The organism is Neobacillus muris (assembly GCF_943193175.1).
GTDB classification, from domain to species: Bacteria; Bacillota; Bacilli; order Bacillales; family Cytobacillaceae; genus Neobacillus; species Neobacillus muris.
On sequence record NZ_CALPDF010000014.1, the window covers coordinates 27453 to 51045 of the forward strand.

Here is a 23593-nt window from a genome sequence, read left to right on the forward strand (position 1 = left end):
TCATATAATCCTATTATTGTGATAAAAATCAAAGGGGACTTTTATGATAAAACGCTTTTTTTCCTATTATAAGCCTCACAGAAAACTGTTTATGTTAGATTTTAGCAGTGCTGTGGTGGTTGCCGTATTGGAATTGGCCTTCCCGATTGCAGTACAGTGGTTTATTGATGACCTGCTCCCTAAAAGTAATTGGCAGGCAGTGGTTCTTGTGAGCGTTGGGCTTTTTATGGTCTATTTGTTTAGTACTTTTTTGCAATATATTGTGAATTATTGGGGCCATAAGCTGGGGATTAATATTGAGACAGATATGAGGCAGCAGCTGTTTGAACATGTTCAAAAACAGTCATTCCGGTTTTTTGATAATATGAAAACCGGCCATATCATGAGCCGGATCACCAATGATTTATTTGATCTAGGGGAGCTTGCTCATCATGGGCCTGAGGATCTATTTATTTCATTCATGACTTTTATTGGGGCTTTTTGGATCATGTTTAACGTCAATTTCAAACTAGCTCTTGTTACAATAGCGATTCTGCCGTTGTTGATCTTGCTGGTCGCCGTATGTAACATCAAAATGAATAAAGCTTGGGAGTCAATGTACTCCAGCATTGCGGATGTTAATGCCCGAGTGGAAGATAGTGTATCCGGAAGCAGGGTGGTACAATCTTTTACTAATGAGGAATTTGAAATTGCAAAATTTAAAAAGAATAACCAAACCTACCGATCTTCCAAACTCGGGGGATACAAGGTGATGTCCTTCAGCCTTTCCGGCATTTATATGATGACTCGTCTTATTACCGTCATTGTATTGGTTTATGGAGCCTGGCTAAGTTTTTCAGGACAGCTCTCCTACGGTGAATTAGTTGGGTTCGTACTTTATGTGAATGTTCTATTTAAACCAATCGATAAAATCAGCGCCATTATGGAATTGTATCCAAAAGGTATGGCGGGCTTTGCACGGTTTATTGAGTTGATCGATTCTGAACCCGATGTTAAAGATAGAGAAGATGCGATTGAGGTTCAATCATTAGCAGGTAACATTGTATTTGATCGTGTTTCATTTCAATATGATGAGCATAAAACTGTACTGGAAAATATTGATTTAAAAATTCCTGCCGGTGAAACTGTGGCCTTTGTTGGTCCCTCTGGGGCTGGAAAAACAACAATCTGCTCGCTGATTCCGCGATTTTACGATGTGACAGGCGGCTCGATAACGATTGACGGATTGGATATTCGTCAAATGACCAAGAAATCCTTGCGTTCCCAAATCGGTATCGTGCAGCAGGATGTATTTTTGTTTACAGGGACGATTCGAGAAAATATTGCTTATGGGAAAAATGAGGCGACGGATGAAGAAATTTATGATGCGGCACGCAGAGCCCATCTGGAAGCTTTTATCCAAACACTGCCGGATGGTTATGAGACGCAGATAGGCGAACGGGGATTGAAGCTGTCTGGCGGGCAAAAGCAGCGGCTGGCGATTGCAAGAATGTTCTTGAAAAACCCGCCGATTCTTATATTGGATGAGGCTACTTCTGCTCTAGATACGGAGACAGAAAAGGTGATTCAAGATTCCTTAAATGAACTGTCGAAAAACCGTACAACCTTGGTGATTGCCCATCGATTGGCTACAATACGGAATGCTGACCGGATCGTCGTTGTCACCGAAGCGGGTATAGCCGAGGAAGGACAGCATGACGATTTAATTAAACAAGGCGGAATATTTGCTGCATTACATCAAGTGCAATATCAACAATAATAAATCAAGGGAGTCCTGCTATTAGGCAGGATTTTCTATTTTTATTAAAGTTACAGTAATTATATTATGTTAACTAAACGAATAATTTTTGTGATAGAAAAATAAACATGTTAATCTAAATGGTGGAGAAAGGAGCATCAGTGTTTATGAAGAAAAGTCTGACAAATGATAAAAAAATAAAATTGGTAGCCCTTGATATGGACGGCACTTTATTAAATAGTAGGCATCAAGTTTCTAAGGAAAACAAGGAAGCCATTCAAAAAGCCCAAGAACAGGGGGTTGTTGTTGTTCTTAGTACGGGACGCTCTATTAGTACTTGCAGGGAGCATGCGGATGCCTTAGGGCTGACTTCATATTTAGTAACCGTCAATGGCAGTGAGATTTGGGATGAGAACCGGAACCTGTTTCGGAGGGAACTATTAAAAAACGAGCAGATTGAATGGATGTATAATCTGTCACGCCAATATAACGCAGGTTTTTGGGCCATTAGTACAGAGCGGAATTGGCATGATGAAATGCCGGAGGATTTACATAATTGGGAATGGATGAAATTTGGCTTTAATATTGAAGATCAGGCAATCAGAGAAACTGTGTTCCGAAAATTGCAGGAAAAGGGAGAATTTGAATTAACAAATTCATTTATCCACAATATTGAAATTAATCCTATCGGCATTAATAAAGCAAAGGGATTGGAAATTGTTTGCGGCCGGTTGGGAATAAAAATGGATAACGTCATGGCAGTTGGGGACAGCCTGAATGACATGGCTATGATTAAAGAAGCGGGTCTAGGAGTTGCCATGGGGAATGCCCAAGAAAAGGTCAAGCTGGCAGCCGATTGGGTGACAACAACAAATGATGAAAATGGTGTAGCCATTGCTATTCAATCTTGGATATTAAATAATGAAAAATTGAGCGAATAAAAAAAGAAATAAGGGAAAAGATAGAAGATGAAGGATTTAAAATTGCTTTAATTATTTAGGGAGGCTTCATTTAGAATGGAACATGGCAGAGTAAAATGGTTTAACAATGAAAAAGGTTTTGGATTTATTGAACGTGATGGCGGAGACGATGTGTTTGTCCACTACTCAGCCATTCAAGGCGAAGGATACAAAGCCTTAGAAGAGGGTCAAGAAGTCACATTTGAAATTGAAAACGGCCAGCGGGGGCCGCAAGCCGTAAACGTACAAAAACAATAATAGACAGTAAATACAGACTCCTATGCGGGTCTGTTTTTTTATTTTTCTTCCTAAATTTTAGCTGACCATGGTTTGAGGCAGGGTTCTATAAGATATAATTATTTTACAAAGGGGGAGAGGAAAATGGGCAGATCCATTGCCATCGTTACGGGTTCTTCAAGCGGTTTCGGTTTACTCACCGTTTTAGAGCTCGCCAAAGCAGGCTTTCAAGTGGCTGCAACCATGAGGGACATACAAAAAGCCGTTCCATTAATAGAACACGCCAAAAAACTGAACATTGAAACGAGTATTATTATCCATGAGCTGGATGTGACTCGGGAGGAATCGGTAAAAGAGTTACGCTTGCTGATTGAAAAAATGGGCAGGGTGGATGTCCTGGTCAACAATGCAGGATACGCAGCGGGGGGTTTTGCTGAGGAAATCTCCATAAAATCCTATCAAAATCAATTTGAAACAAATGTATTTGGGGTTATTCGAGTGACTCAAGCAGTACTGCCGTTTATGCGCAAACAGGGGAGCGGAAAAATTATTACCATTAGCAGTATCAGTGGAAAAATCGCCTTTCCGGGGTTATCCCCATATGTCGCTTCAAAGCATGCCATCGAAGGCTGGAGTGAATGCCTCCGCTTAGAAATGAAACCGTTTGGGGTGGATGTTGTGTTGCTAGAGCCAGGTTCGTTTAAAACAAATATTTGGTCAACTGGCAAACAAGTGACAGACTCACAGCCAGATTCCCCTTATTATCCTTTTATGAGAAAAATAGAAAAGTATCTTGAGGCAGGGGCAGATCGATATGGGGACCCTCAAGATGTTTCCCTCATAATATCTAAGATAGCGGCAATGAACAAACCAGGACTTCGCTTTCCGATTGGGAAAGGGGTCAAATTATCTATCTTTCTTAGGAATTTACTTCCATGGAGACTGTGGGAAAAGATTGTTTGGAAAAAATTAACATAACATATAATTTTTTGAAAATAATAATATGTGGGAAAAAGTCGAATTTTTTTTGAAGGATTTTAAGGAAAGGGTGAGAATATTTAGAGATAATATACAAATAAGGGGAGGGGTTAGAATTGGATATTAAAGTAATAGAGAAAGATAGTATGAAAGTCGTAGGCATTTCTTGGAATGGCTGCTACTCCCAAACAAAGTCGATCCCGAGTCTGTTTAAAGTTATGGAGGAACGAGAAAAGGAGATCGCATTTAGGCTGGAAGAACCGGTTTTAATTGCACCATTCCATAGTAGAGAAACAGAGTTTACTTATTATGTAACAACACCTGTTGAAAAACTGGAGAATATCCCGGAAGGAATGGTAGGTTTCACCATCCCGAGAAAAAACTATGTGCATACAACCCACATTGGCAAACCTGAGGACATTCAAAGTACATACCTTCAGTTAATTACCTGGATGAATGAGTATGGCTATGACCAGGACCATCAAGCTTTATGCCTGGAAATATATAAAAATAAGTCACAGGATCGTGATGGGAATCTTTATTTAGAAATTTACTTGCCGGTCAAGACTTATAAGTAGTTTCAAATAGGAAAATCAGGAAGATCCTATATCTTCTCCTTTTTTTGGTTGATTGAATTCAATCATTTTCACTTTTCATTCTAATGCTTTATAATGGGGACAAGTTCATATTTGATATTTCCTTCGGGGTCAGGTGAAATTCCGAACCGGCGGTGATGAAGCGAATGCTTCTTAGTCCGTGACCCGGTTAACTCTAATGGTTAAACGGTGGATCTGGTGAAACTCCAGGGCCGACAGTTAAAGTCTGGATGGGAGAAGGAAAATAATTGGTTTAAATACAAGGAAAAAAAACTTTGTGTTTAAGCTCTGATTTCCTATTGCCAATTTTTCGTGACCCTGAAGTGTAGTGTACTTCAGGGTCTTTTTTATCCTTAAAAAAGGAGATGATTACATGAACGATGCAGATTATATGAATTTTGCATTAGATCTTGCCAGAAGTGGATTAGGGCAGACTTCTCCCAATCCAGCAGTCGGGGCAGTTCTTGTGAAGGATGGCCAACTGATTGGCATGGGCGCTCATCTAAAAGCAGGAGAACCCCATGCTGAAGTTCATGCGATTCGAATGGCGGGTGACAAAGCCAAAGGAGCCACCTTGTATGTCACGCTTGAACCATGCAGCCATTTTGGAAAAACACCGCCATGTTCTGATCTGGTGATTCTATCAGGAATCAGAAAAGTGTTTGTTGCTGTAACGGATCCCAATCCTAAAGTGGCTGGGACCGGAATTGAACGAATGAGAAAGGCTGGTATAGAAGTCGAGGCGGGGCTGCTGGAGCAGAAAGCCCGTGAATTGAATAAGGTCTTTTTTTACAATATCCAAACGGGCCTTCCATACGTCACCTTGAAATCGGCTGTCAGCATGGACGGAAAAACCGCAACTGTATCGGGGGAAAGCAAGTGGATTACTGGAGAGGAGGCAAGAATCGACGTCCATCATTTTCGGCATCAGCATGACGGCATATTGGTCGGAGTGAATACAGTTGTAAAGGATGATCCAGCGTTGACAACAAGGCTTCCTTCAGGGGGGAAAAACCCAGTACGCATCATTCTGGATACGTATCTCCGAACTCCAATAAAGTCCAGAATGCTTACCGACGGTGAGTCGCCAGTTTGGATCGTGACTGGCGGTGAAACGCCGCCCGGCCAAGAAGCACCATACAGAGAGGCTGGAGCAGAAATCCTCAGGATGGAAAGCCCGGAAATCTCTATTCAGGAAATGCTTGCAATCCTGGGTAAACGTGGAATCACTTCGCTATTTGTCGAAGGAGGAGCAGAAGTTCATGGAAGCTTCTTAAAGGAGCGCGCCTTCCAGCAAATCATTACGTATATTGCCCCGAAACTGGTTGGCGGAAAAGAGGCACCTGCATCCTTTGGAGGAACGGGAATTGAAAAAATCAATGAAGCTGTCAATCTAACTATCAAACAGGTCGATTTTGTTGGCAGTGATTTACGAATTATTGCAGAACCAAAGTAAGGAGCAGGAACTATGTTTACCGGAATCATTGAAGAAATAGGTACAGTGGCCGACATCAGGCGGGCAGGGAACTCATTCGTCTTGTTGATAAAAGCCAAAACAGTTCTGGAAGCTGTCCATATTGGCGACAGTATTGCGGTTAATGGGGCTTGTTTGACAGTTACCTCTTTTTCAAACAGTCATTTTGCCGTCGATGTTATGCCTGAAACGGTAAATGCGACTAGTTTAAGAGATTTAAAACGAGGATCGAAGGTAAATCTTGAACGGGCCATAGCTGCCGGGGGCAGATTCGGCGGGCATTTCGTTTCAGGCCATATCGATGGTACCGGAATCATTAAACGTAAACAAGCATATGAAAATGCGGTTTATTTTGAGATCGAAACCGCGCATGATTTGATGGAATATATCATTTTAAAGGGGTCTATCGCAGTCGATGGAACGAGCCTGACGGTGTTTGGTGTGGGAGAGAACCATTTTACAGTTTCATTAATCCCCCATACCTTGTCAGAAACTGTTTTAGGCATAAAAGGCGCAGGAGAAATCGTCAATCTGGAATGCGATATGATTGGGAAATATGTGGGGCATTTTTTAAAAAATGCATCGAAGGCAAAACCATCGAAACCAGAAGGGATATCAGCTGAGTTTTTAAAAGAAAATGGATTTTTTTAAGAGCCAATGGCATACGGCTTCAAAATGTAAGGAGAGATGCAGCATGTTTGATACGATTGAGGAAGCGTTAGAGGACTTAAAAGCGGGCAAGGTCATTATTGTATGCGACGATGAAGACAGAGAAAATGAAGGGGATTTGATTGCTTTAGCAGAAAAGGCAACGCCTGATGTCATTAATTTCATGGTTACTCATGGAAGAGGGCTTGTTTGTGTTCCGATTGAGGAAGAAATAGGGATAAAGCTTGATTTAATGCCAATGGTATCCTTAAATACCGACCCCCATGGCACTAACTTTACGGTCAGCATTGACCACAAGCATTCGACAACAGGCATCTCAGCGTTTGAGAGGTCAGCTACTATATTAAGCATGATTGCCCCTGATGCCCAGCCTGCTGATTTTAAACGGCCGGGCCATATTTTTCCTTTGGTGGCCAAAAAAGGGGGGGTTTTAAGAAGAGCCGGCCATACGGAGGCAGCTGTGGACCTTGCCAAACTTTGCGGAGCAAAACCGGCAGGCGTCATTTGTGAAATTATGAATGAAGATGGAACGATGGCTCGCGTTCCTCAACTGCGGAACATTGCAGACCAGTTTCGTTTAAAAATGATAACGATAAAAGATTTAATTCAATACCGCAACAAGCAGGAGAAACTGGTTAATCGGGAGGTAGAGATTAAGCTGCCAACGTCGTTTGGCGAATTTATTGCCATTGGGTATTCTAATCTAATCGATGACAAGGAACATGTGGCTCTAGTTAAAGGAGAAATTGATCCAGAAAAACCAATCCTAGTCAGGGTTCACTCCGAATGCTTAACCGGGGATGTTTTCGGTTCCTACCGTTGTGACTGCGGACCGCAGCTTCATTCTGCATTAAACCAGATCGAACAGGCAGGCAATGGCGTTCTGCTTTACTTGCGTCAAGAGGGCCGAGGGATTGGACTTTTGAATAAGCTTAGGGCCTATAAACTTCAGGAGCAGGGCTATGATACCGTTGAAGCCAATGACAAGCTTGGATTTCCAGCCGATCTACGGGAATATGGTATAGGTGCACAAATACTGAAAGATTTAGGGATCAAGAAAATGAAGTTGTTAACTAATAATCCCAGAAAAATTAAAGGTCTGCAAGGATATGGCCTAGAAGTAGTCGAGCGGGTACCGCTCCAAATGGAAACGAGAACAGAAAATGAGAACTATTTACGTACCAAACATGATAAACTGGGACATTTGCTTCACCTATAAACAATAATTTTGGAGGATAAAACGATGGGACAACTTTTTGAAGGACATTTAGTCGGCACAGGTTTAAAAATTGGCATCGTGGCAGGGCGTTTTAATGAATTTATAACAAGCAAGTTATTAGGCGGTGCGCAGGATGCCCTAAAAAGACATGGTGTTAACGAGGAAGATGTGGATGTAGCTTGGGTTCCCGGGGCTTTTGAAATCCCATTAATCGCTCAAAAGATGGCAAAAAGCCAAAAATATGATGCGATCATTACACTGGGAACCGTTATTCGTGGAGCGACACCGCATTTTGATTATGTTTGCAATGAAGCGGCAAAAGGGGTATCGGCGGCTTCGCTTAACAGCGGCGTACCTGTGGCTTTTGGCATATTAACAACCGATTCCATTGAGCAGGCGATTGAAAGGGCTGGCACAAAAGCGGGAAATAAAGGATGGGACGCAGCAACAACAGCCATCGAAATGGCCAACTTATGCAGAAATTTTGATTGACCATTAGAAACACCAAGATACATGGCTGGAAGAATAGATAATTATTTTAAAAAAAATCTATACATTTATATGTAAGATTCGTATAATTAACCTGTCATAAAAAAATACATATAAGAATTAGGTGTTAAAATCTTTGCGGATTTTAACTTAATTGGGAAGTTGGTGAAAAGCCAACGCGGTCCCGCCACTGTAAATGGGAGCAACCTATAAATTGTCACTGTCGAAAATGATGGGAAGGCATAGGAAGCGATGATCATGAGCCAGGAAACCTGCCTATTTCTTGCGCGCCAACAAACCTACGAGGATAGGGAGGTGTGGAAGACTAGACTCTTTTTGCTTTTTAGTGATCGAATCTACTCGTACCAACATCTCCATGGTTTTTGGAGATGTTTTTTTATTGGTTCAGCGCATTTTTATGATAAGAATTCATCTATTTGAAATTCAGGAGGAAGTCAAATGAAAAAATGGTATTCACTATTGTTTGCCCTGTTATTGACATTCGGCGTGTTAGCAGGATGCGGGCAGCAGAACGATCAAGGGAATGAAAAGAAAGGAACAGGCGGGGAAAAGACAACTGAACAAGCTGCTTTTCCAACCACAATAAAAGATGCCTTAGGAAATGACGTTACCATTGAGCAAAAGCCTGAAAAAATTGTATCATTGATCCCAAGCAACACAGAAATTGCTTTTTCATTGGGTCTTGGGGATAAGATAGTAGGTGTTTCAGATTATGATAATTATCCAGAAGAAGCGGCAGCAAAGGAGAAAGTTGGCGGTACGGAGATCAACCTAGAAAAAATTATTGCGCTAAAGCCGAATATCGTATTAGCTCATGCATCTTCAGCGCATAATTCAGAAGCAGGACTGAATCAGTTAAGGGATGCAGGCATTCCAGTTTTAGTCGTCAATGATGCCCAAAATTTTGATCAAGTTTATGATTCGATCCTTATGATTGGGAAAGCAACCGGTGAAACCACGAAAGCAAAAGAACTGGTTACAGGAATGGAAGAGAAATTAGCCGAAATTATATCAAAGGCTGCAGAAATCAAAGATAAGAAAAAAGTGTTTGTAGAAGTCTCTCCAGCTCCTGAAATTTATTCGCCTGGCAACCATACGTTTATGAATGAAATGCTGAAAGTGATTAATGCCGAGAATATTTCAGGCGACTTGGACGGCTGGGCCAAAGTCGATCAAGAGGCAATCATCAAACGCAATCCCGACGTTATCCTCACTACATATGGCTACTATGTGGATAATGCTAAAGAACAAGTCCTAAGCCGAAGCGGCTGGGAATCTGTCAACGCTATTAAAAATAAACAGATCATTGATGTGGATTCAGACCGTGTAACCCGTACAGGACCAAGGATTATTGAAGGAGTAGAGGATCTTGCCAAGGCTGTTTATCCGGAAGTATTTAAATAATCTATATGTAGCCTATTTAACAGCAGGATTATTTCTGCTCCTATCAATCATTTTGGGGATATCGATTGGAACGGTGGGTGTATCTGTTCCAACACTCCTGAAAGTTTTCCTTGTTAAAATATTCGGTTTTCTGCCAGAAAATGAGATTGATCCGATGTATATAAGTATCGTCATGGATATCCGCTTGCCAAGGGTCATTTTATCAGGTCTAGTCGGGGCGGCTCTTGCTATTGCAGGGGCAGCCTTTCAAGGCCTGCTAAGAAATCCGTTAGCTGACCCGTATACATTAGGGGTGTCGTCCGGAGCCTCTGTAGGGGCCGTTTTTACCCTATTTCTCCAACTATCACTTCCATTTATCGAATCCTTTACACTGCCATTAGTTAGTATCCTATGCTCATTTATCACCATCTTTTTCGTGCTGGCATTTGCAAGGAAAATCGACCGTTCTATGAGAGTGGAAACCATTATTTTAACAGGCATCATTTTTAGTTCTTTTTTAGGGGCACTTATTTCCCTTATGATTGCTTTGACCGGAGATGAACTGCGGCAGATTATTGGCTGGCTGCTTGGAAGCGTATCAATGCGCGGCTGGGAATATATTAAAATGATCCTGCCATTTTTTATTCTCGGATCCGGCATCCTTTTCTTTAATGCCAAGGAATTGAACGCCATGTCGTTCGGTGAGGAACGCGCACAGCATTTAGGGGTAAATGTCCAGAAACGAAAATTGGTTGTGTTAACGGCAGGATCAATTTTAACAGGAGCATCTGTTTCTGTGTCAGGCACAATAGGTTTTGTCGGTCTGGTTATTCCCCATCTTGTCAGAATCATATGGGGGCCTGATCATAAACATCTCCTGCCTTTGTCCGTTTTGATTGGAGGGGGGTTTCTCATACTGGCCGACCTTGTTTCCAGGACGATCATCTCTCCAACGGAACTGCCGATTGGTGTCATCACCGCTTTAATTGGTGCACCGGTTTTTGGGGTTATATTAATAGAAAGAAAAAGAACGGAAAGAAGAGGATAACAAATGCTTAACCTGAAACATGTGTCGGGAGGTTATTCAGGAGAAAACGTAGTAAAGGATGTCTCCTTTGCAGTTGAAAAGGGAGAATTGTTTGGAATTCTCGGTCCTAATGGAAGCGGAAAGACGACTCTTTTAAAAATGATCAGCGGTGTTTTGCCCATCCAATCAGGCGAAATTTTGATCGGAGGGAAAAAGCTTCAGGATTACAGCCAGAAACAGCTTGCCCAGAAAGTGGCTGTCCTGTCCCAGCATTCAGCGGAATCCTTTTCTTATACCGTCAAAGAAACAGTGGCACTTGGGCGCTATGCTCACCAAAAAGGAATATTTCAAACATGGAGCAAACAGGATGAAGCAGTGGTCCAAAGGGTTATGGAACAGGTAGGGGTCGGTGCTTTTCAGGATAAAAACATCCAAGCCCTTTCAGGAGGTGAAAAACAGAGGGTTTTTCTGGCGCAGGCTCTTGCCCAAGAACCGGAAATTCTCTTGCTGGATGAGCCGACCAATCACTTGGATTTATCCTATCAAAAAGAATTGCTCGACCTATTAATACATTGGACCACTGAAAACAAATTAACGGTCATCTCGATTTTTCATGATTTAAACTTGGCAGGACTGTATTGCAGCCGGCTGCTCCTTTTGGAAAAAGGAACGATTCATATACAACATGTTCCTGCCGAAGTGTTAAAGGAGGAAAGAATCAGGGAGGTCTACCAAACCAGTATTCAACAGCAGCCACACCCGACTGTTGCCGCACCGCAAATGGTGCTGCTGCCGGATTTTCAAAGGAAAAACAGTCCGATTGAGATAAACGAATCGATGCTGTCGGTTACACCAGAGTTGATTACGCTAAAATCTCCTGTCTATTTGCGAACAATGTCCTCCGGTGTGATTGGTTCTGGAACCGGCTGGCATCGAACTTTTGTCAATCGGCATGTAGATAAGAATTATAACTGCAGTGACCCTATTCAGGAAATGGCTGGATTTTTGCGGTCAAAGGGTTATGAACCAGCAGATACCGTAGGAATGATGACAGCCGTCTACCTTGAGGATGTGGTGTTTAAGGGAATAGCTGGTGAGGGTTTCTCCATTTTTGTTGCAGTAACAGCGGGAGTTGGAAATGCCATAGACGTATCCCAAAGTGAGGCGCATACTTACAGGCTTGTTCCGGGCACGATTAATACCTGGATCTTTGTTAATGGAGAGCTGACAGACGCAGCATTTATCCAAAGCATCATGACCGCAACGGAGGCAAAGGCAAAAGCAATGACCGATCTAAAAGTAGCAGATACGATGACAGGCACGATTGCAACAGGTACATCCACTGACAGTATTTTGGTTGCTGCGGCACAGGCGGGCAGAAAATTGGATTTTGCTGGAACGATTACACCTCTGGGCAAGCTGATTGGAAAAGGGGTTTATGAGTGCACATCTGCTGCCATTCAAAAATCGCTAAAAAGGAAATCGCTATGTTTTTGAACCACATAATTTCCATCTCTCTTGCCTGCTTATTGGATCTGTTAATAGGGGATCCGCCCAATTGGCCTCATCCGGTCAGATGGATCGGCTCGCTCATTTCGTTCCTGGAAAACCGCTGGAATAGAGGAAAGGCGAGGAAAGGGAAAGGCATTGCCATGCTGCTGGTAATTATGTTAACAGTCATGGCTGCCTCCATCCTTCTTATTCTGTTCGCTTACCATGTACACCCCTATCTGGGTATTGCTTTGGAAGCAGCGATCATTGCTTCGACTATTGCCCAAAAAAGTTTGCAGGAAGCTTCCATGGCTGTTTATCAGCCGTTAACGAATGGCGATTTGGCAGAAGCGCGGAAAAAGCTTTCTTATATTGTCGGCCGAGATACAGAGCAATTGGAGGAAGGAGAAATCGCCAGAGGGGCAATTGAGACGGTGGCTGAAAATACAAGTGATGGGGTAACGGCTCCGCTATTTTGGGCATTGCTCGGTGGAGCGCCGCTTGCCATGGTATACCGGGCAGTCAATACTTGTGATTCGATGGTGGGGCACGTAAATGAAAAATATAGAGAATTTGGCTGGGCTTCTGCCAAATGGGATGATGTCATGAATTGGATTCCCAGCAGGGTAACGGGAATGATGATGCTTTTAAGCAGCCGGCCGCTTCTTTGCAATCGACGCAAAGCGTGGGCTATCTTGTTCCGCGATGCAGCGAAGCACCCAAGTCCGAACAGCGGTTGGGGGGAAGCGGCAGTAGCAGCCATACTTGGAGTCCAGCTGGGGGGGATTAATTATTATAAAGGTATAGTGTCGAACAGGGCTAAAATGGGGGATTCTCTGCAGCCGATTCAGCCGGAGCACATCATTCAGGCAAATGTTATATTAAGGAAAACCGTATTTTTATTTATCCTATTTATATGGATTGGAGGGATATCCCTTGAAGCTGCCTTCACATGGCGCTAATCCGCAGTACTTATATGAAGCATTGAATCTAGCGCTGCCAGATAAATTTATCGATTTCAGCGCGAATATTAATCCGCTTGGACCTCCAGAGTCCATTAAGGAAAACTGGAATGGGTTTTATCAAGACATTTTGACCTATCCAGACCCATATGGATTAAAACTTAAGGAGGCAATTGCCGAAAAGGAAGGAATTCCTGTGGAATCATTAATGATTGGCAATGGCGGAGCCGAGCTGATTGCGCTTGTTGGGAGAAAGCTGGCGGGTAAAAAGGTTCTGATTATCCAGCCCGCATTCTCTGAATATGAGGCAGCCTGCAGGGCCAATGGCTGCGAGGTTATTTATCATCAATTAAAAGAGCCAGACTTTTCGTTTGATTTGGATGAATTTCGTTCCAAAGCCGCAACGGCTGATGCCGTATTTTTATGTAATCCCAACAATCCAACTGGCATTCCATTTTCTTCGCCATTGCTATTGTCTATCCTTGAGGAATGTGAAAAACTGTCATGTATCGTGATAGTGGATGAAGCCTTTTATGATTTCCTAGAAGAATATGATTCTTGCTTTCCATACATCCACCAATATTCTAAATTACTGATTATTCGCTCAATGACCAAGATGTTTGCGATTCCCGGGATTCGGCTGGGTTATTTAGCAGCCTCACCGGCTGTTATTGCAGAGCTAAGCTATCTGCAGTCCCATTGGAGTATTAATTCGATTGCTTTAGAAGCAGGCGTGCTTTGTTTGAAGGCCGACTCTTTTTTATTGAAAACGAAAGAGTTTATTGCCCAAGAAAGGAACCGATTGTTTCAATTTTATATGGCTTGCCAATTTCAAGTCTCCGCTTCAAAAGTGAATTTTTATCTCTTTAGGGATCCGAATTGTGAGAATCAATTCGAGTTGTTTAACTATCTATTGCAGTATGGCATTATTCCACGCCATACCTTCAATTTTCCGGGATTGGAAGGGCAATGGCTGCGCTTTGCCATTAAGGGCAAAGAGGATAATGATCAACTGATGGAGGTGCTTAGGCATTGGCGCATGTGCCATCCTTCGTCTTTGTAACTGGAGGCGTCCGCAGCGGCAAAAGCCATTTCGCGGAGAAACTGGCAGTTGATTTCGTCAAGCAAACTGGAGGCCAGTTAACTTATTTAGCAACTGGTGTTCCGTCTGACACCGAGATGATGGAAAGAATCCAAAAACATAAACAGGATCGGAACCTAGGAGAACAGCACTGGAGAACAATTGAGAAGCCATTACGAATTGGGGAGGCCGCAAATCAAATTCGCCAACAGGATATTGTGTTATTGGATTGTGTCACCACACTTTTGAACAATGAATTGTTTTCAAGCGGACAAACCTGGAACCCTGAATTTTTAAGGGAAGTAGAAAAAAACATTTTAACTGGAGTAAATGAAATTAGGAAGCGTGCCAAGGCTTTTATTCTAGTAAGCAATGAAGTATTGCATGAGGCTTTAGCAGGAAAAGAGCTTGTTTTTACATATGGAAGTCTTTTGGGACAGCTGCATCAGCAATTTGTTTTTGAGGCTGATCAAGCCTATTTAATCGAAGCAGGAATTCCTATTTTGATGAAAGGGGTGAAGGAATGAATGGAATAATGATTCAAGGGACATCCTCTGATGCAGGAAAAAGTTTCATTGTGACCGCCCTGTGCCGGATCTTTGCAAATGAGGGCCTAAAGGTCGCCCCGTTCAAGTCGCAAAATATGTCCAATAATTCGTATGTGACAAAGGATGGGAATGAGATAGGAAGGGCACAGGGCATTCAGGCAGAGGCGGCCAAAACGGATGCAGCCGTCTGGATGAACCCGATTTTATTAAAACCCCGCTCGAATCAAGAGTCAGAGGTTGTTTATTTAGGAAAAGCCATCGAAACACTTTCCGGGAGAGAGTACCGAGACAGCTTCTATACGCGGGGAATTGAGGTCATTAAACAATCGCTCAAGCGCTTGGAGAAGGAATATGACTTCATCGTAATTGAGGGAGCCGGCAGTCCAGTAGAGATTAATCTGAAAGAACGCGAGCTTGTAAACATGAGGGTGGCAGAACTGGCTGATGTGCCTGTCGTGCTGGTGGCAGATATAGACAGAGGCGGGGTATTTGCCAGCATTATCGGTACCCTTGAACTGCTTGAGCCAAAGGAGCGGGAGCGGGTTGTTGGGATAGTCGTTAATAAGTTCCGCGGTGACCTCAGCTTGTTTGAAGATGGAATCAATTGGCTGGAGGAAAGAACCGGCATACCAGTTTTGGGGGTGGTCCCGTTTATCGACCATCATATGGTTGACGGGGAAGATTCATTGTCCATCAGTGAGCAATTCACTAAGCGAAGTACAGGTGCCATTGATTTGGCTGTTATCCATCTGCCGTTTATTTCGAATTACACCGACTTGGAACCCTTTTTATTTGAAGAGGATGTCAGGGTTCGTTGGGTTAAAAAGGCAGATGAATTTGGCGAGCCTGATGCAGTTATCATTCCGGGAACTAAAAGTACGATTTGGGATTTAAAAAAACTTAGGGAAATGGGTCTCGATAAGTGCATCCTGCAACACGTTAAAGGCGGCGGATATACAGCCGGCATTTGCGGCGGTTATCAAATTCTTGGTAAAGAAATTATCGATGAAGCGGGTTCCGATACAGGAGTTCCTAATAGCAAAGTGCCAGGATTAGGGGTGATCCCGGCAAGGACGATTTTTGCACAAAGAAAAAGAGACGATCAGAGTAACAGCTCACTGCCATCCAAATACAGGCCTAGAGATAGAAGAAGCTTTGGAAGGCTATGAAATCCATCTAGGCAGAACGATTTTAATGGAATCGGCCCATCCTTTTTTAGTCACTGAAGCGGGCAGAGAGGAAGGCTATTTCGGTGAAGGCGGGAGGATTATTGGAACGTATTTTCACCATTTGTTCCATAATGATGCATGGAGAAACCAATGGCTAAATCATATCCGCAGAAGAAAAGGGATTCCTGAACGAGAGATAAATAAAATTAATGATTACAAGGATAGAAGTTTCGATGAACTTGCAGTAAAGCTAAAAGACCATCTAAACTGGAATTTAGTAAAAGCAATCCTTGGCCAATGGGGCAGTCAAATATGAAATTTTTTAAAGGCTTTTTGATTGGGCTGCAATTTTTTACAGTGATACCAATTCCTAAAGCATTTCCAATGGATGAGGAGCACCTAAAACGGACCATTCAAGCTTTTCCGCTGTTGGGATTGCTGCAGGGGATTATTTACGCCCTATTCATGCATAGTATGGTTGAATTGACACCCTTCTCACATCTGGCTTTCGCTTTTCTGCTATGGCTGCTGACAATTCTGTTGACAGGGGGCATTCATCTGGATGGCTGGATGGATGCGAGTGATGCTTATTTTTCCTTTCGGAATCAAGAAAAAAGATTGGAAATTATGAAGGACCCGAGAATAGGCGCGTTCGGCGTTCTGTCTATCATTATTCTTTTAAGCAGCCGGTTTCTTTTTATCTACGAAATAACGAGCAATCTGCAGCCTCTATTATTCATTTTAATAGCCAGCATTCCTTTTTTTAGCAAAATGGTCATGGGGGTTCTGCTGTTAACCGTTCAAGCTGTAAAACAGGAGGGGCTCGGCCATTTGTTTCAAGAGGCTGCGACAGCTAGAGTTCTATGGATTTATCCTATCTATTTACTCCTATTTTTTATAGCTGTAGTGCTTTTAGATATAAAGTTTTTGCTTGCAGGTGTGCTGGCTGGTGCAGCGGCTTATTGCTTGCATTTTTGCAGACACAAATCAGTCAAATGGTTTGGAGGAATTACGGGAGATGTGTTAGGTGCTTCTGTAGAAGGGACGGAGCTGGTGTTATGGATGACCGTGTGGTTATTGCATTATTTCGTCATGGCATGACAGTAGAAAATCAACGAAAAGCGTATTTAGGCTGGAATGATTCACCATTGTGCCAAGAGGCAGCGAGACTGGCCTGCAGCAAGGAATATGAAGGATATTTTTCCAGCGATTTGCAGCGGTGTGTATTGACAGCCAAACGTTTATTTTCCCCATCACATTTTCAATTGCTTAAGGAATTCAGGGAAATGGATTTCGGAGAATGGGAAGGGAAAACCTATGAGCAACTGAAATCAATAGAGCATTACCAGCGGTGGCTGTCGGATCCTTTCCACATATGCCCGCCAAAAGGAGAGTCATTCGAGCAATTCAGCAGCCGGGTCCAATCCGGATGGAAGAAGCTTACAGCGGAGTTGATTTCAAAAAAACTGCAGAGCTGTGCAGTTATAACACATGGAGGGGTTATTAAATATTTGCTATCCGTATATGCTCCTAGAGAACAGGATTTTTGGAGCTGGCACACCCCTTATTACCAAGGTTTTGAATTATGCTTTACACTTGATAGTTTAAGGAGGGGTGAAAGGTGCACTTTATTACAGGAGGTGCCTTTAATGGTAAACGGGCATGGGTGAAACGTAGTTATACTTTCATGGAAACTGACAGTTGGCTTTCTGCCTATGACGGCCATGTTCTGCCAGTAGAATTAAAGGAAAAGGATGTGGAGCTGCTTGTTTTAGAAGGCATAGAGATTTGGATAAAGCGGTTAACTGACCAATATGATGCTGGTAAGTGCCGTGAAATCTGGGATCAATGTTTGATCAATTGGGAACGTTGGGAAAAAGAACAGGAACAACACCAGCTAATCATTATCGGAACAGATATCATGAAAGGAATTGTCCCAATCGAAAAGGAGAATAGGATTTGGCGTGATGCTGCGGGATGGGCATTTCAAGACTTAGCAGCAAAGGCGGACAAAGTAGATTTGATATGGTACGGGATTAACCAGACAATTAAAGGAGGAGAGAACGGATGAGAATATATACGAGAACTGGGGACAAAGGAAAAACGAGTATTATAGGAGGAAGAGTCGACAAGGATGATACGCGGGTGGAGGCTTATGGAACGGTAGATGAGGTGAATGGTTTTGTCGGCCAGGCCATGACACAATTGGATACAGAGTTGTTCAAGGATGTGGTTGAAGATCTGGAAAAAATTCAGCATGAATTATTTGACTGCGGCGGGGACCTTGCCAATATCACTGAAAAACGGCAATTAAAGCTGCAGCAGGAATCCATTGATTACCTAGAAAAAAGAATTGATGAATTTATTAAAGAAGCCCCAGAATTGGAGCGGTTTATTCTGCCTGGTGGAACAAAGCCTGCCGCATCCATCCATATAGCACGCACTGTAACCAGGAGGGCAGAACGGCTGACGGTCAAACTGATGAAGGAAGACCCGGTAACGCCGCCACTTGCGCTTTCCTATTTAAACCGGCTCTCAGACTATTTTTTTGCATTGGCAAGGGTCATTAATTTTCGCCTGAATGTGAAGGATGTTGAATATATTCGCAGTGCCAAGGTGTTTAGGGATGGGAAGCGGAAAGATGAAAAATAAAGCAAAAAGACTAAGCTGGCTGGCGATGTTTACTGCCTTGTCTGTGGCTGGAGCGGCGATAAAGATACCAGCTCTCATTGGCAGTGTCGCTCTTGATAGCTTTCCAGCGTTATTGGCTGCCGCCCTTTTGGGGGGAGCGCCAGGTGCCATTGTTGGCGCATTGGGACATTTGTTGTCGGCCATGCTAAGTGGATTCCCGTTAGGACTGCTGCACTTTTTGATTGCTGGTGAAATGGCGGTATTAGTCTGGTTGTTTGGGATCCTTCATAAAAAACATAAACTGATCTCCAGTACTGTATTTGTTCTAGGAAATTCAATTATTGCCCCACTGCCGTTTATCTTCTTAATCAATATGGGCTTTTTTGTCGGAATGATCCCATCTTTAGTAACTGGATCGATACTTAACATTTTCATCGCTCTAGTTCTGGTGCCCCGCCTTGAAAGAGTGGCGGCCCATGGCTTTCATGAAAGGATGCAAAATGATGAGAAATGCCATTGAAATTACAATAGGCGGGGGAGATTGTCTGATTTTGGCTAGTGATAACAGCGGCGGCATAGGCATGAAGGCGGAAGACCTTGTTCATGTCCCATACCAGACGGTTGCCTATTATTCCTTTCGCACTGCCAGTATGGAGTGCATCGCTTCAGGAGGCAAAATTATTTCCGTAGTGCTTCACAATTTTTGCGGTAACGAACCATGGACTGAGCTTGAAGAGGGGATTCGAGCGGGTTTACGTGAACTCGGATTGGCCGATGTTCCCATTACAGGCAGTACAGAAAGCAATTTTCCTTTATTGCAATCAGCGGTTGGATTGGTCGTAATTGGAAAAAAAGCATGCAGCGATGCAAAAGAAATACCGGATTTTGATGATATGAAACTAGCTGTCATTGGCTTGCCGCTAGTAGGAGATGAGGTAATTGAGCAGAAGGACCACATTGCATCGTTGTCCTTGTTTCAGGAAATCAATTTATTAGGTGAAGTGGTGACATGGCCAGTTGGTTCGAAGGGGGTCCTTCATGAATTGAATCAAATTTTTCCTGATCAATGGATTGAAGAAGATAATGTGGTATGCGACGTAAATATTCTTAAATCCTCTGGACCTGCAGCCTGCTTTATTGCGGCTTTTTCCGAAAGTCAAGGAGAGAATGTGAGGAATCTGGCCAGTGATTTGTTTCATCCACTAACAATTATGAAAGAATAGCACGCCCAAGGGGCGTGCTATTCTTGTAGGTTTTTAAGTTTTCCAATCAATGAATTTACCGCTTCACCAACTTGATTGATTGTATTGTTCAGTTTGTCTTTCCAGCCTGGCGCGTTTTCTCTTATCACTGATCCGATTTTATCGGCGTTTTCCTTCAGTTCTTTGCTAATCTTCTCAGCTTGGTCTTTTACGCTTTTTCCAGAGGCTTCCTCCCCTGCGAGCTGAGCATTGACAGAAACAACCTCAAACTCCTCTTTTGGAAGAAATTGTACGGATGTCCTCATGATTTCTTTAAAGATTGGAACGACATTCGCTGAGCTGGTGCTAGGCAAATAGTGCGCTTGGTCTGTCTTGTCATAGCCGATCCAAATCGCACCGACTAGATTTGGGGTATAACCGACCATCCATTGGTCCTTCGTGCCGTTGACCCCTGTAAAAGGAAGCTGGGTGGAACCGGTTTTTCCGGCCAGCTGAATCCCAGGGATAATGGCGCGTTTTCCAGACCCAGTTTCCACTACATTCAAGAGCATGGCAGTCATTTCATTTGTCACCTTTTTGGAGGTAACTTTAGTTGACTTTTCTTTATGCTCCGCTATGATATTGCCCGTTGGACCGACAATTTTTGTTATCAGATGGCTGTCATGGCGCTCTCCACCATTAGGAAAAACGGAAAAGGCATTGGCCATTTGTATAGGTGAAACACCTTTACTCATTCCGCCCAAGGCAATGGCCAGGTTTTTATCATCCTTTTCAACTGGAATGCCGAAGCGTTTTAGTGAATCAAGGCCTTTGTCTAGTCCAATCTCATTTAACAGCCAAACCGCAGGGACATTTAATGATTCTTCCAAAGCCTTATACATGGGAACTTTCCCTTGGAAGGTTTTTGTGAAGTTCTCAGGCTTGTAATCTCCAAATGAAATCGGTTCATCAACCAGCTCAGAGGAATAGTCGTAACCTTCTTCCAAAGCAGGGGTATACACGGCAAGAGGTTTTATCGATGACCCTGGCTGTGCCCGTAATTGAGTCGCTCGGTTAAAGCCGCGGAATACATGTTCTCCGCGGCCTCCGATCAGCGCACGAACGCCGCCGCTTCCAGGATCCATTAGAACAGATCCGCTTTGAACGATCTCACCGCCCATCCCTTTTGGAAATAAGGCGGTATTGGCATAAACTTTTTCAAGACCAGCTTGTAGATTTTGGTCCATTTCTGTATATATACGATAGCCTCGTGTCATAATTTCATCTTGTGTCAGTCCGTATTTAGATTCAGCCTCATTCAACACAGCATCCACATAATAGGGGTATTTCCGTTCTACATAGCTGCCCCCGCCATCATGAAGGGTGATTTTTTCTGCCTTTGCCTGTTTATACTCGGCGGAACTGATCATGTTCAGTTCCTTCATTTTGGCGAGAACCACATTGCGCCGGTCGATGGCTTCGTCATAATTCTTGTACGGGTCCAGATAATTCGGTGCATGAAGCAGTCCAGCCAATAGGGCAGCCTCGCTAATCGTAATATCTTTAATGTTCTTATTAAAATACTTCTTGGATGCGTTCCCGATTCCCCACGCTCCGCTGCCAAAATATACTTGGTTCATATACATTTGCAGTATTTCATCTTTTGTATATACTTTTTCGATTTTGACGGCTAAAAATAATTCCTCTGCTTTTCGTTTGTAGGTTCTTTCTGGTGACAGCAGGGCATTTTTGGCGAGCTGCTGGGTGAGAGTGCTCCCGCCTCCGGTAATTCTCCCAGCCAATAGGTTTTTAAAAAACACCCTGACAATTCCTTTGACGTCAAATCCATTATGGTCATAGAACCTTTCATCTTCAATGGCGACTATAGCATTTGGCACATGCTTGGGAAGCTCTTCAATTTTAATCCCTTCAGTCCGATTGGTCGCTACATTGGATGCTACATCGCCATCTTTATCATAAATAACAGTAGGCTGGCTTAACCCTTCCTTTAAGGATTGGACATTGGCTCTTGAGGCCAGCCATGCAAAATAAATAATCGTTGATAGTACAGCTACTAAAATAATTAATAGGAAGATCTGTGTTAGATGTCTCTTTTTCCAGAAATGAACCAGCATTTCCCAAAGTGGTCGCAGTTTCTCCATTGTATCTCCTTACCTTCTTAGGAATGGTTGATTTTTTTATTATAAAATTTCTATTTGAAAAAAACCAATAGAAAAGCCTGAACTTGATAAAAAAATCATAAGAAAAACTTATGGAAAAAAATAAATACAAACTAATTTCATTATCACTTAAACGATGATAATCTTTTCTATGAAGCCGGCTGGTAATCTGAAAGAAATCTAGGTATATGGGTTTGACCCCTTGGTCATGAGCGGCCTCTTTTGATTCTCAAAGGCAATTCTTTACTTTTTCATAAAATAATAGTTTACTAGAAAAAGCAGTCTATTAAAGTGTGGGGATTACATATGAATAAACTAAAGCAATATATTCACCAGTTCCATCCAATTGTCTGGGTACTGCTCATTGGGACTGTCTTATCAAGAGGTTCCTCTGTTATGACGCTCCCATTTTTGTCGCTCTATTTATCCAGAAATATGGAAATTTCACCAGTCCTTATTGGAATTACCGTTGGAATGAGTCCGTTGATGGGTACCGTCGGCGGATTTATAGGCGGGCATTTGTCTGACCGGTTTGGGCGTAAGCCGGTCATGCTTGCCGCATTATTTATGCTGGCATTCGTCTATTATGGGTTTATTGCAGCAAATGCCCCCGGGTGGTTTATCCTGCTCAATGCTCTAAACGGATTGAGCAATTCGTTTTTTGAGCCTACAGCCCAGGCTTTGATGGCGGATTTGACTGAGCAAAAAAATAGGATGAAGGTCTATTCATTAAGATATACGGCCATTAATATTGGGGCTTCCGTTGGACCGTTTTTAGGAGCCTACTTGGCGAGCACATCAGCAAAGCTTTCCTTCGCCATTACCGGTTCAACCTACTTATTATATGGGATTGTGCTGCTTATCCTCATGCAGAACATGTCCTTTTCAAACGGGGAATCTACTAAAAAAGTTACTTCTTTTATCGATGCCTTTCATATTATTCGGACGGATAAGGCGCTAAGATATTTAGTGGCAGGAATCATTTTAATAAATATCGGTTATTCCCAAGTGGATTCTAATTTTCCGCAATTTTTAGAAAAAAATATCGAAAATGGAGTTTATCTTTTCTCTGTATTGCTGACGATTAATGCGGTCATGGTGGTCGTGCTGCAAATGCCAATAAGCCATCTTGCCGAAAAGCTTACCTTAATGCAAGGGATGATTGTCGGTTCACTATTTATCGTTGCGGGATTGGCAGGCTTTGGTTTTGTTAGCGGCTGGGTGAGCGCTGTCTTGGCAATGGTTTTATTTACCCTTGGAGAAATTTTAATTTTCCCATCCAACAGTATGATGATTGACCGGCTTGCTCCGGAACATTTAAGGGGAACTTACTTTGGGGCGGGACAATTTCGCAAAATTGGGAATTTTGCAGGCCCCATCATCGGAGGATCGTTATTAAGCCATTTTAGCGGTCACACGATGTTTTGGGCGATATCCCTCGTTTCAATGCTAAGCATCGTTTTTTTCGCGGCGGGAAATAAAGCCTTCACGCACAGTCAAACCATTGGAGAAGGGCAAGCTAGTCAATAAAAAAAGCCTCTGGAACCAACATCCCAGAGG

At 42.9% G+C, this 23593-nt stretch carries 25 protein-coding genes and 2 riboswitches; of the genes, 24 read left to right on the forward strand and 1 reads right to left on the reverse strand.

What is annotated here, in order from left to right:
- Positions 1-43: 43 nt before the first annotated feature.
- The 23 genes from NFS43_RS11545 to NFS43_RS11650 all read left to right on the forward strand — a co-directional run bounded on the left by NFS43_RS11545 (position 44) and on the right by NFS43_RS11650 (position 19895).
- Positions 44-1759, forward strand: a complete 1716-nt coding sequence (locus NFS43_RS11545; RefSeq protein ID WP_251551821.1) for an ABC transporter ATP-binding protein — start codon at positions 44-46, stop codon at positions 1757-1759.
- Positions 1760-1905: 146 nt separating this feature from the next.
- Positions 1906-2679, forward strand: coding sequence for a Cof-type HAD-IIB family hydrolase (locus NFS43_RS11550; protein ID WP_251551822.1), 774 nt, complete (start codon positions 1906-1908; stop codon positions 2677-2679).
- Positions 2680-2754: 75 nt separating this feature from the next.
- Positions 2755-2955, forward strand: coding sequence for a cold-shock protein (locus NFS43_RS11555; RefSeq protein ID WP_251551823.1), 201 nt, complete (start codon positions 2755-2757; stop codon positions 2953-2955).
- Positions 2956-3078: 123 nt separating this feature from the next.
- Positions 3079-3912 carry an oxidoreductase gene (locus NFS43_RS11560; RefSeq protein WP_251551824.1) on the forward strand — a complete coding sequence of 278 codons (834 nt, stop codon included), beginning with the start codon at positions 3079-3081 and terminating at the stop codon, positions 3910-3912.
- Between the two features lie 116 nt (positions 3913-4028).
- Complete coding sequence (locus tag NFS43_RS11565; RefSeq protein ID WP_251551825.1) at positions 4029-4490, forward strand: GyrI-like domain-containing protein; 462 nt, start codon at positions 4029-4031, stop codon at positions 4488-4490.
- A 115-nt stretch (positions 4491-4605) separates the two neighbouring features.
- A riboswitch (FMN riboswitch) is annotated at positions 4606-4754 on the forward strand.
- A gap of 127 nt (positions 4755-4881) precedes the next feature.
- Positions 4882-5964 carry a bifunctional diaminohydroxyphosphoribosylaminopyrimidine deaminase/5-amino-6-(5-phosphoribosylamino)uracil reductase RibD gene (ribD, locus tag NFS43_RS11570; RefSeq protein ID WP_251551826.1) on the forward strand — a complete coding sequence of 361 codons (1083 nt, stop codon included), beginning with the start codon at positions 4882-4884 and terminating at the stop codon, positions 5962-5964.
- A gap of 12 nt (positions 5965-5976) precedes the next feature.
- The gene (ribE, locus tag NFS43_RS11575) at positions 5977-6633 is read left to right on the forward strand and encodes a riboflavin synthase (protein ID WP_251551827.1); all 657 of its coding nucleotides are present in this window, start codon (positions 5977-5979) and stop codon (positions 6631-6633) included.
- Positions 6634-6676: 43 nt separating this feature from the next.
- On the forward strand, positions 6677-7870 hold the full coding sequence (locus tag NFS43_RS11580) for a bifunctional 3,4-dihydroxy-2-butanone-4-phosphate synthase/GTP cyclohydrolase II (RefSeq protein WP_251551828.1): 1194 nt from the start codon (positions 6677-6679) through the stop codon (positions 7868-7870).
- Between the two features lie 24 nt (positions 7871-7894).
- Positions 7895-8362, forward strand: a complete 468-nt coding sequence (ribH, locus tag NFS43_RS11585) for a 6,7-dimethyl-8-ribityllumazine synthase (RefSeq protein WP_251551829.1) — start codon at positions 7895-7897, stop codon at positions 8360-8362.
- A 102-nt stretch (positions 8363-8464) separates the two neighbouring features.
- A riboswitch (cobalamin riboswitch) is annotated at positions 8465-8653 on the forward strand.
- Between the two features lie 165 nt (positions 8654-8818).
- The gene (locus NFS43_RS11590; RefSeq protein ID WP_251551830.1) at positions 8819-9784 is read left to right on the forward strand and encodes an ABC transporter substrate-binding protein; all 966 of its coding nucleotides are present in this window, start codon (positions 8819-8821) and stop codon (positions 9782-9784) included.
- On the forward strand, positions 9750-10811 hold the full coding sequence (locus tag NFS43_RS11595) for a FecCD family ABC transporter permease (RefSeq protein ID WP_251551831.1): 1062 nt from the start codon (positions 9750-9752) through the stop codon (positions 10809-10811). Before NFS43_RS11590 ends, NFS43_RS11595 begins: the two co-directional genes overlap by 35 nt.
- A gap of 3 nt (positions 10812-10814) precedes the next feature.
- The gene (locus NFS43_RS11600) at positions 10815-12287 is read left to right on the forward strand and encodes an adenosylcobinamide amidohydrolase (protein ID WP_251551832.1); all 1473 of its coding nucleotides are present in this window, start codon (positions 10815-10817) and stop codon (positions 12285-12287) included.
- A complete protein-coding gene (cbiB, locus tag NFS43_RS11605) occupies positions 12278-13243 on the forward strand; it encodes an adenosylcobinamide-phosphate synthase CbiB (protein WP_251551833.1) in 966 nt (321 codons plus the stop codon). Before NFS43_RS11600 ends, cbiB begins: the two co-directional genes overlap by 10 nt.
- Entirely contained in the window at positions 13218-14306 is a 1089-nt protein-coding gene (gene cobD / locus NFS43_RS11610) for a threonine-phosphate decarboxylase CobD (RefSeq protein WP_251551834.1), read from the forward strand. Before cbiB ends, cobD begins: the two co-directional genes overlap by 26 nt.
- Positions 14285-14851: a bifunctional adenosylcobinamide kinase/adenosylcobinamide-phosphate guanylyltransferase gene (locus tag NFS43_RS11615; RefSeq protein WP_251551891.1), complete on the forward strand. Its 567-nt coding sequence runs from the start codon at positions 14285-14287 to the stop codon at positions 14849-14851. Before cobD ends, NFS43_RS11615 begins: the two co-directional genes overlap by 22 nt.
- Positions 14848-16041 (forward strand): cobyric acid synthase, encoded by a 1194-nt coding sequence (locus NFS43_RS11620; protein WP_338150604.1) that lies wholly within the window; start codon positions 14848-14850, stop codon positions 16039-16041. The genes NFS43_RS11615 and NFS43_RS11620 overlap by 4 nt, the downstream gene beginning before the upstream one ends.
- Positions 15953-16357 (forward strand): hypothetical protein, encoded by a 405-nt coding sequence (locus tag NFS43_RS24545; protein ID WP_338150605.1) that lies wholly within the window; start codon positions 15953-15955, stop codon positions 16355-16357. The genes NFS43_RS11620 and NFS43_RS24545 overlap by 89 nt, the downstream gene beginning before the upstream one ends.
- On the forward strand, positions 16354-17142 hold the full coding sequence (gene cobS / locus NFS43_RS11625; protein WP_251551835.1) for an adenosylcobinamide-GDP ribazoletransferase: 789 nt from the start codon (positions 16354-16356) through the stop codon (positions 17140-17142). The genes NFS43_RS24545 and cobS overlap by 4 nt, the downstream gene beginning before the upstream one ends.
- Complete coding sequence (locus tag NFS43_RS11630; RefSeq protein WP_251551836.1) at positions 17100-17711, forward strand: histidine phosphatase family protein; 612 nt, start codon at positions 17100-17102, stop codon at positions 17709-17711. The genes cobS and NFS43_RS11630 overlap by 43 nt, the downstream gene beginning before the upstream one ends.
- Positions 17712-17728: 17 nt before the next feature.
- Positions 17729-18112, forward strand: coding sequence for a bifunctional adenosylcobinamide kinase/adenosylcobinamide-phosphate guanylyltransferase (locus NFS43_RS11635; protein ID WP_338150606.1), 384 nt, complete (start codon positions 17729-17731; stop codon positions 18110-18112).
- Entirely contained in the window at positions 18109-18693 is a 585-nt protein-coding gene (locus NFS43_RS11640; RefSeq protein WP_251551838.1) for a cob(I)yrinic acid a,c-diamide adenosyltransferase, read from the forward strand. Before NFS43_RS11635 ends, NFS43_RS11640 begins: the two co-directional genes overlap by 4 nt.
- Positions 18683-19192 (forward strand): ECF transporter S component, encoded by a 510-nt coding sequence (locus NFS43_RS11645; protein ID WP_251551839.1) that lies wholly within the window; start codon positions 18683-18685, stop codon positions 19190-19192. Before NFS43_RS11640 ends, NFS43_RS11645 begins: the two co-directional genes overlap by 11 nt.
- Positions 19176-19895, forward strand: a complete 720-nt coding sequence (locus tag NFS43_RS11650; protein WP_251551840.1) for an ATP-binding protein — start codon at positions 19176-19178, stop codon at positions 19893-19895. The genes NFS43_RS11645 and NFS43_RS11650 overlap by 17 nt, the downstream gene beginning before the upstream one ends.
- Before the next feature lie 17 nt (positions 19896-19912).
- On the opposite strand, the gene NFS43_RS11655 is transcribed toward NFS43_RS11650, so the two are convergent.
- The gene (locus tag NFS43_RS11655; protein WP_251551841.1) at positions 19913-22015 is read right to left on the reverse strand and encodes a PBP1A family penicillin-binding protein; all 2103 of its coding nucleotides are present in this window, start codon (positions 22013-22015) and stop codon (positions 19913-19915) included.
- Positions 22016-22339: 324 nt separating this feature from the next.
- Between NFS43_RS11655 and NFS43_RS11660 the strand changes: the two genes are divergently transcribed.
- On the forward strand, positions 22340-23563 hold the full coding sequence (locus NFS43_RS11660) for an MDR family MFS transporter (protein WP_251551842.1): 1224 nt from the start codon (positions 22340-22342) through the stop codon (positions 23561-23563).
- The last annotated feature ends 30 nt before the right edge of the window (positions 23564-23593 follow it).

What these genes read in the sequence shown, in the direction of transcription:
- NFS43_RS11635 (WP_338150606.1), top strand. Translation starts at nt 17,729, where the DNA reads ATGGAAACTGACAGTTGGCTTTCTGCCTATGACGGCCATGTTCTGCCA.
- NFS43_RS11630 (WP_251551836.1), top strand. Translation starts at nt 17,100, where the DNA reads ATGGATGACCGTGTGGTTATTGCATTATTTCGTCATGGCATGACAGTA.
- NFS43_RS11640 (WP_251551838.1), top strand. Translation starts at nt 18,109, where the DNA reads ATGAGAATATATACGAGAACTGGGGACAAAGGAAAAACGAGTATTATA.
- cbiB (WP_251551833.1), top strand. Translation starts at nt 12,278, where the DNA reads ATGTTTTTGAACCACATAATTTCCATCTCTCTTGCCTGCTTATTGGAT.
- NFS43_RS11645 (WP_251551839.1), top strand. Translation starts at nt 18,683, where the DNA reads ATGAAAAATAAAGCAAAAAGACTAAGCTGGCTGGCGATGTTTACTGCC.
- NFS43_RS11545 (WP_251551821.1), top strand. Translation starts at nt 44, where the DNA reads ATGATAAAACGCTTTTTTTCCTATTATAAGCCTCACAGAAAACTGTTT.
- NFS43_RS11600 (WP_251551832.1), top strand. Translation starts at nt 10,815, where the DNA reads ATGCTTAACCTGAAACATGTGTCGGGAGGTTATTCAGGAGAAAACGTA.
- ribE (WP_251551827.1), top strand. Translation starts at nt 5,977, where the DNA reads ATGTTTACCGGAATCATTGAAGAAATAGGTACAGTGGCCGACATCAGG.
- NFS43_RS11660 (WP_251551842.1), top strand. Translation starts at nt 22,340, where the DNA reads ATGAATAAACTAAAGCAATATATTCACCAGTTCCATCCAATTGTCTGG.
- NFS43_RS11620 (WP_338150604.1), top strand. Translation starts at nt 14,848, where the DNA reads ATGAATGGAATAATGATTCAAGGGACATCCTCTGATGCAGGAAAAAGT.
- ribH (WP_251551829.1), top strand. Translation starts at nt 7,895, where the DNA reads ATGGGACAACTTTTTGAAGGACATTTAGTCGGCACAGGTTTAAAAATT.
- NFS43_RS11650 (WP_251551840.1), top strand. Translation starts at nt 19,176, where the DNA reads ATGAGAAATGCCATTGAAATTACAATAGGCGGGGGAGATTGTCTGATT.
- ribD (WP_251551826.1), top strand. Translation starts at nt 4,882, where the DNA reads ATGAACGATGCAGATTATATGAATTTTGCATTAGATCTTGCCAGAAGT.
- NFS43_RS11655 (WP_251551841.1), bottom strand. Translation starts at nt 22,015, where the DNA reads ATGGAGAAACTGCGACCACTTTGGGAAATGCTGGTTCATTTCTGGAAA.
- NFS43_RS11590 (WP_251551830.1), top strand. Translation starts at nt 8,819, where the DNA reads ATGAAAAAATGGTATTCACTATTGTTTGCCCTGTTATTGACATTCGGC.
- NFS43_RS11550 (WP_251551822.1), top strand. Translation starts at nt 1,906, where the DNA reads ATGAAGAAAAGTCTGACAAATGATAAAAAAATAAAATTGGTAGCCCTT.
- NFS43_RS11580 (WP_251551828.1), top strand. Translation starts at nt 6,677, where the DNA reads ATGTTTGATACGATTGAGGAAGCGTTAGAGGACTTAAAAGCGGGCAAG.
- NFS43_RS11560 (WP_251551824.1), top strand. Translation starts at nt 3,079, where the DNA reads ATGGGCAGATCCATTGCCATCGTTACGGGTTCTTCAAGCGGTTTCGGT.
- NFS43_RS11555 (WP_251551823.1), top strand. Translation starts at nt 2,755, where the DNA reads ATGGAACATGGCAGAGTAAAATGGTTTAACAATGAAAAAGGTTTTGGA.
- cobS (WP_251551835.1), top strand. Translation starts at nt 16,354, where the DNA reads ATGAAATTTTTTAAAGGCTTTTTGATTGGGCTGCAATTTTTTACAGTG.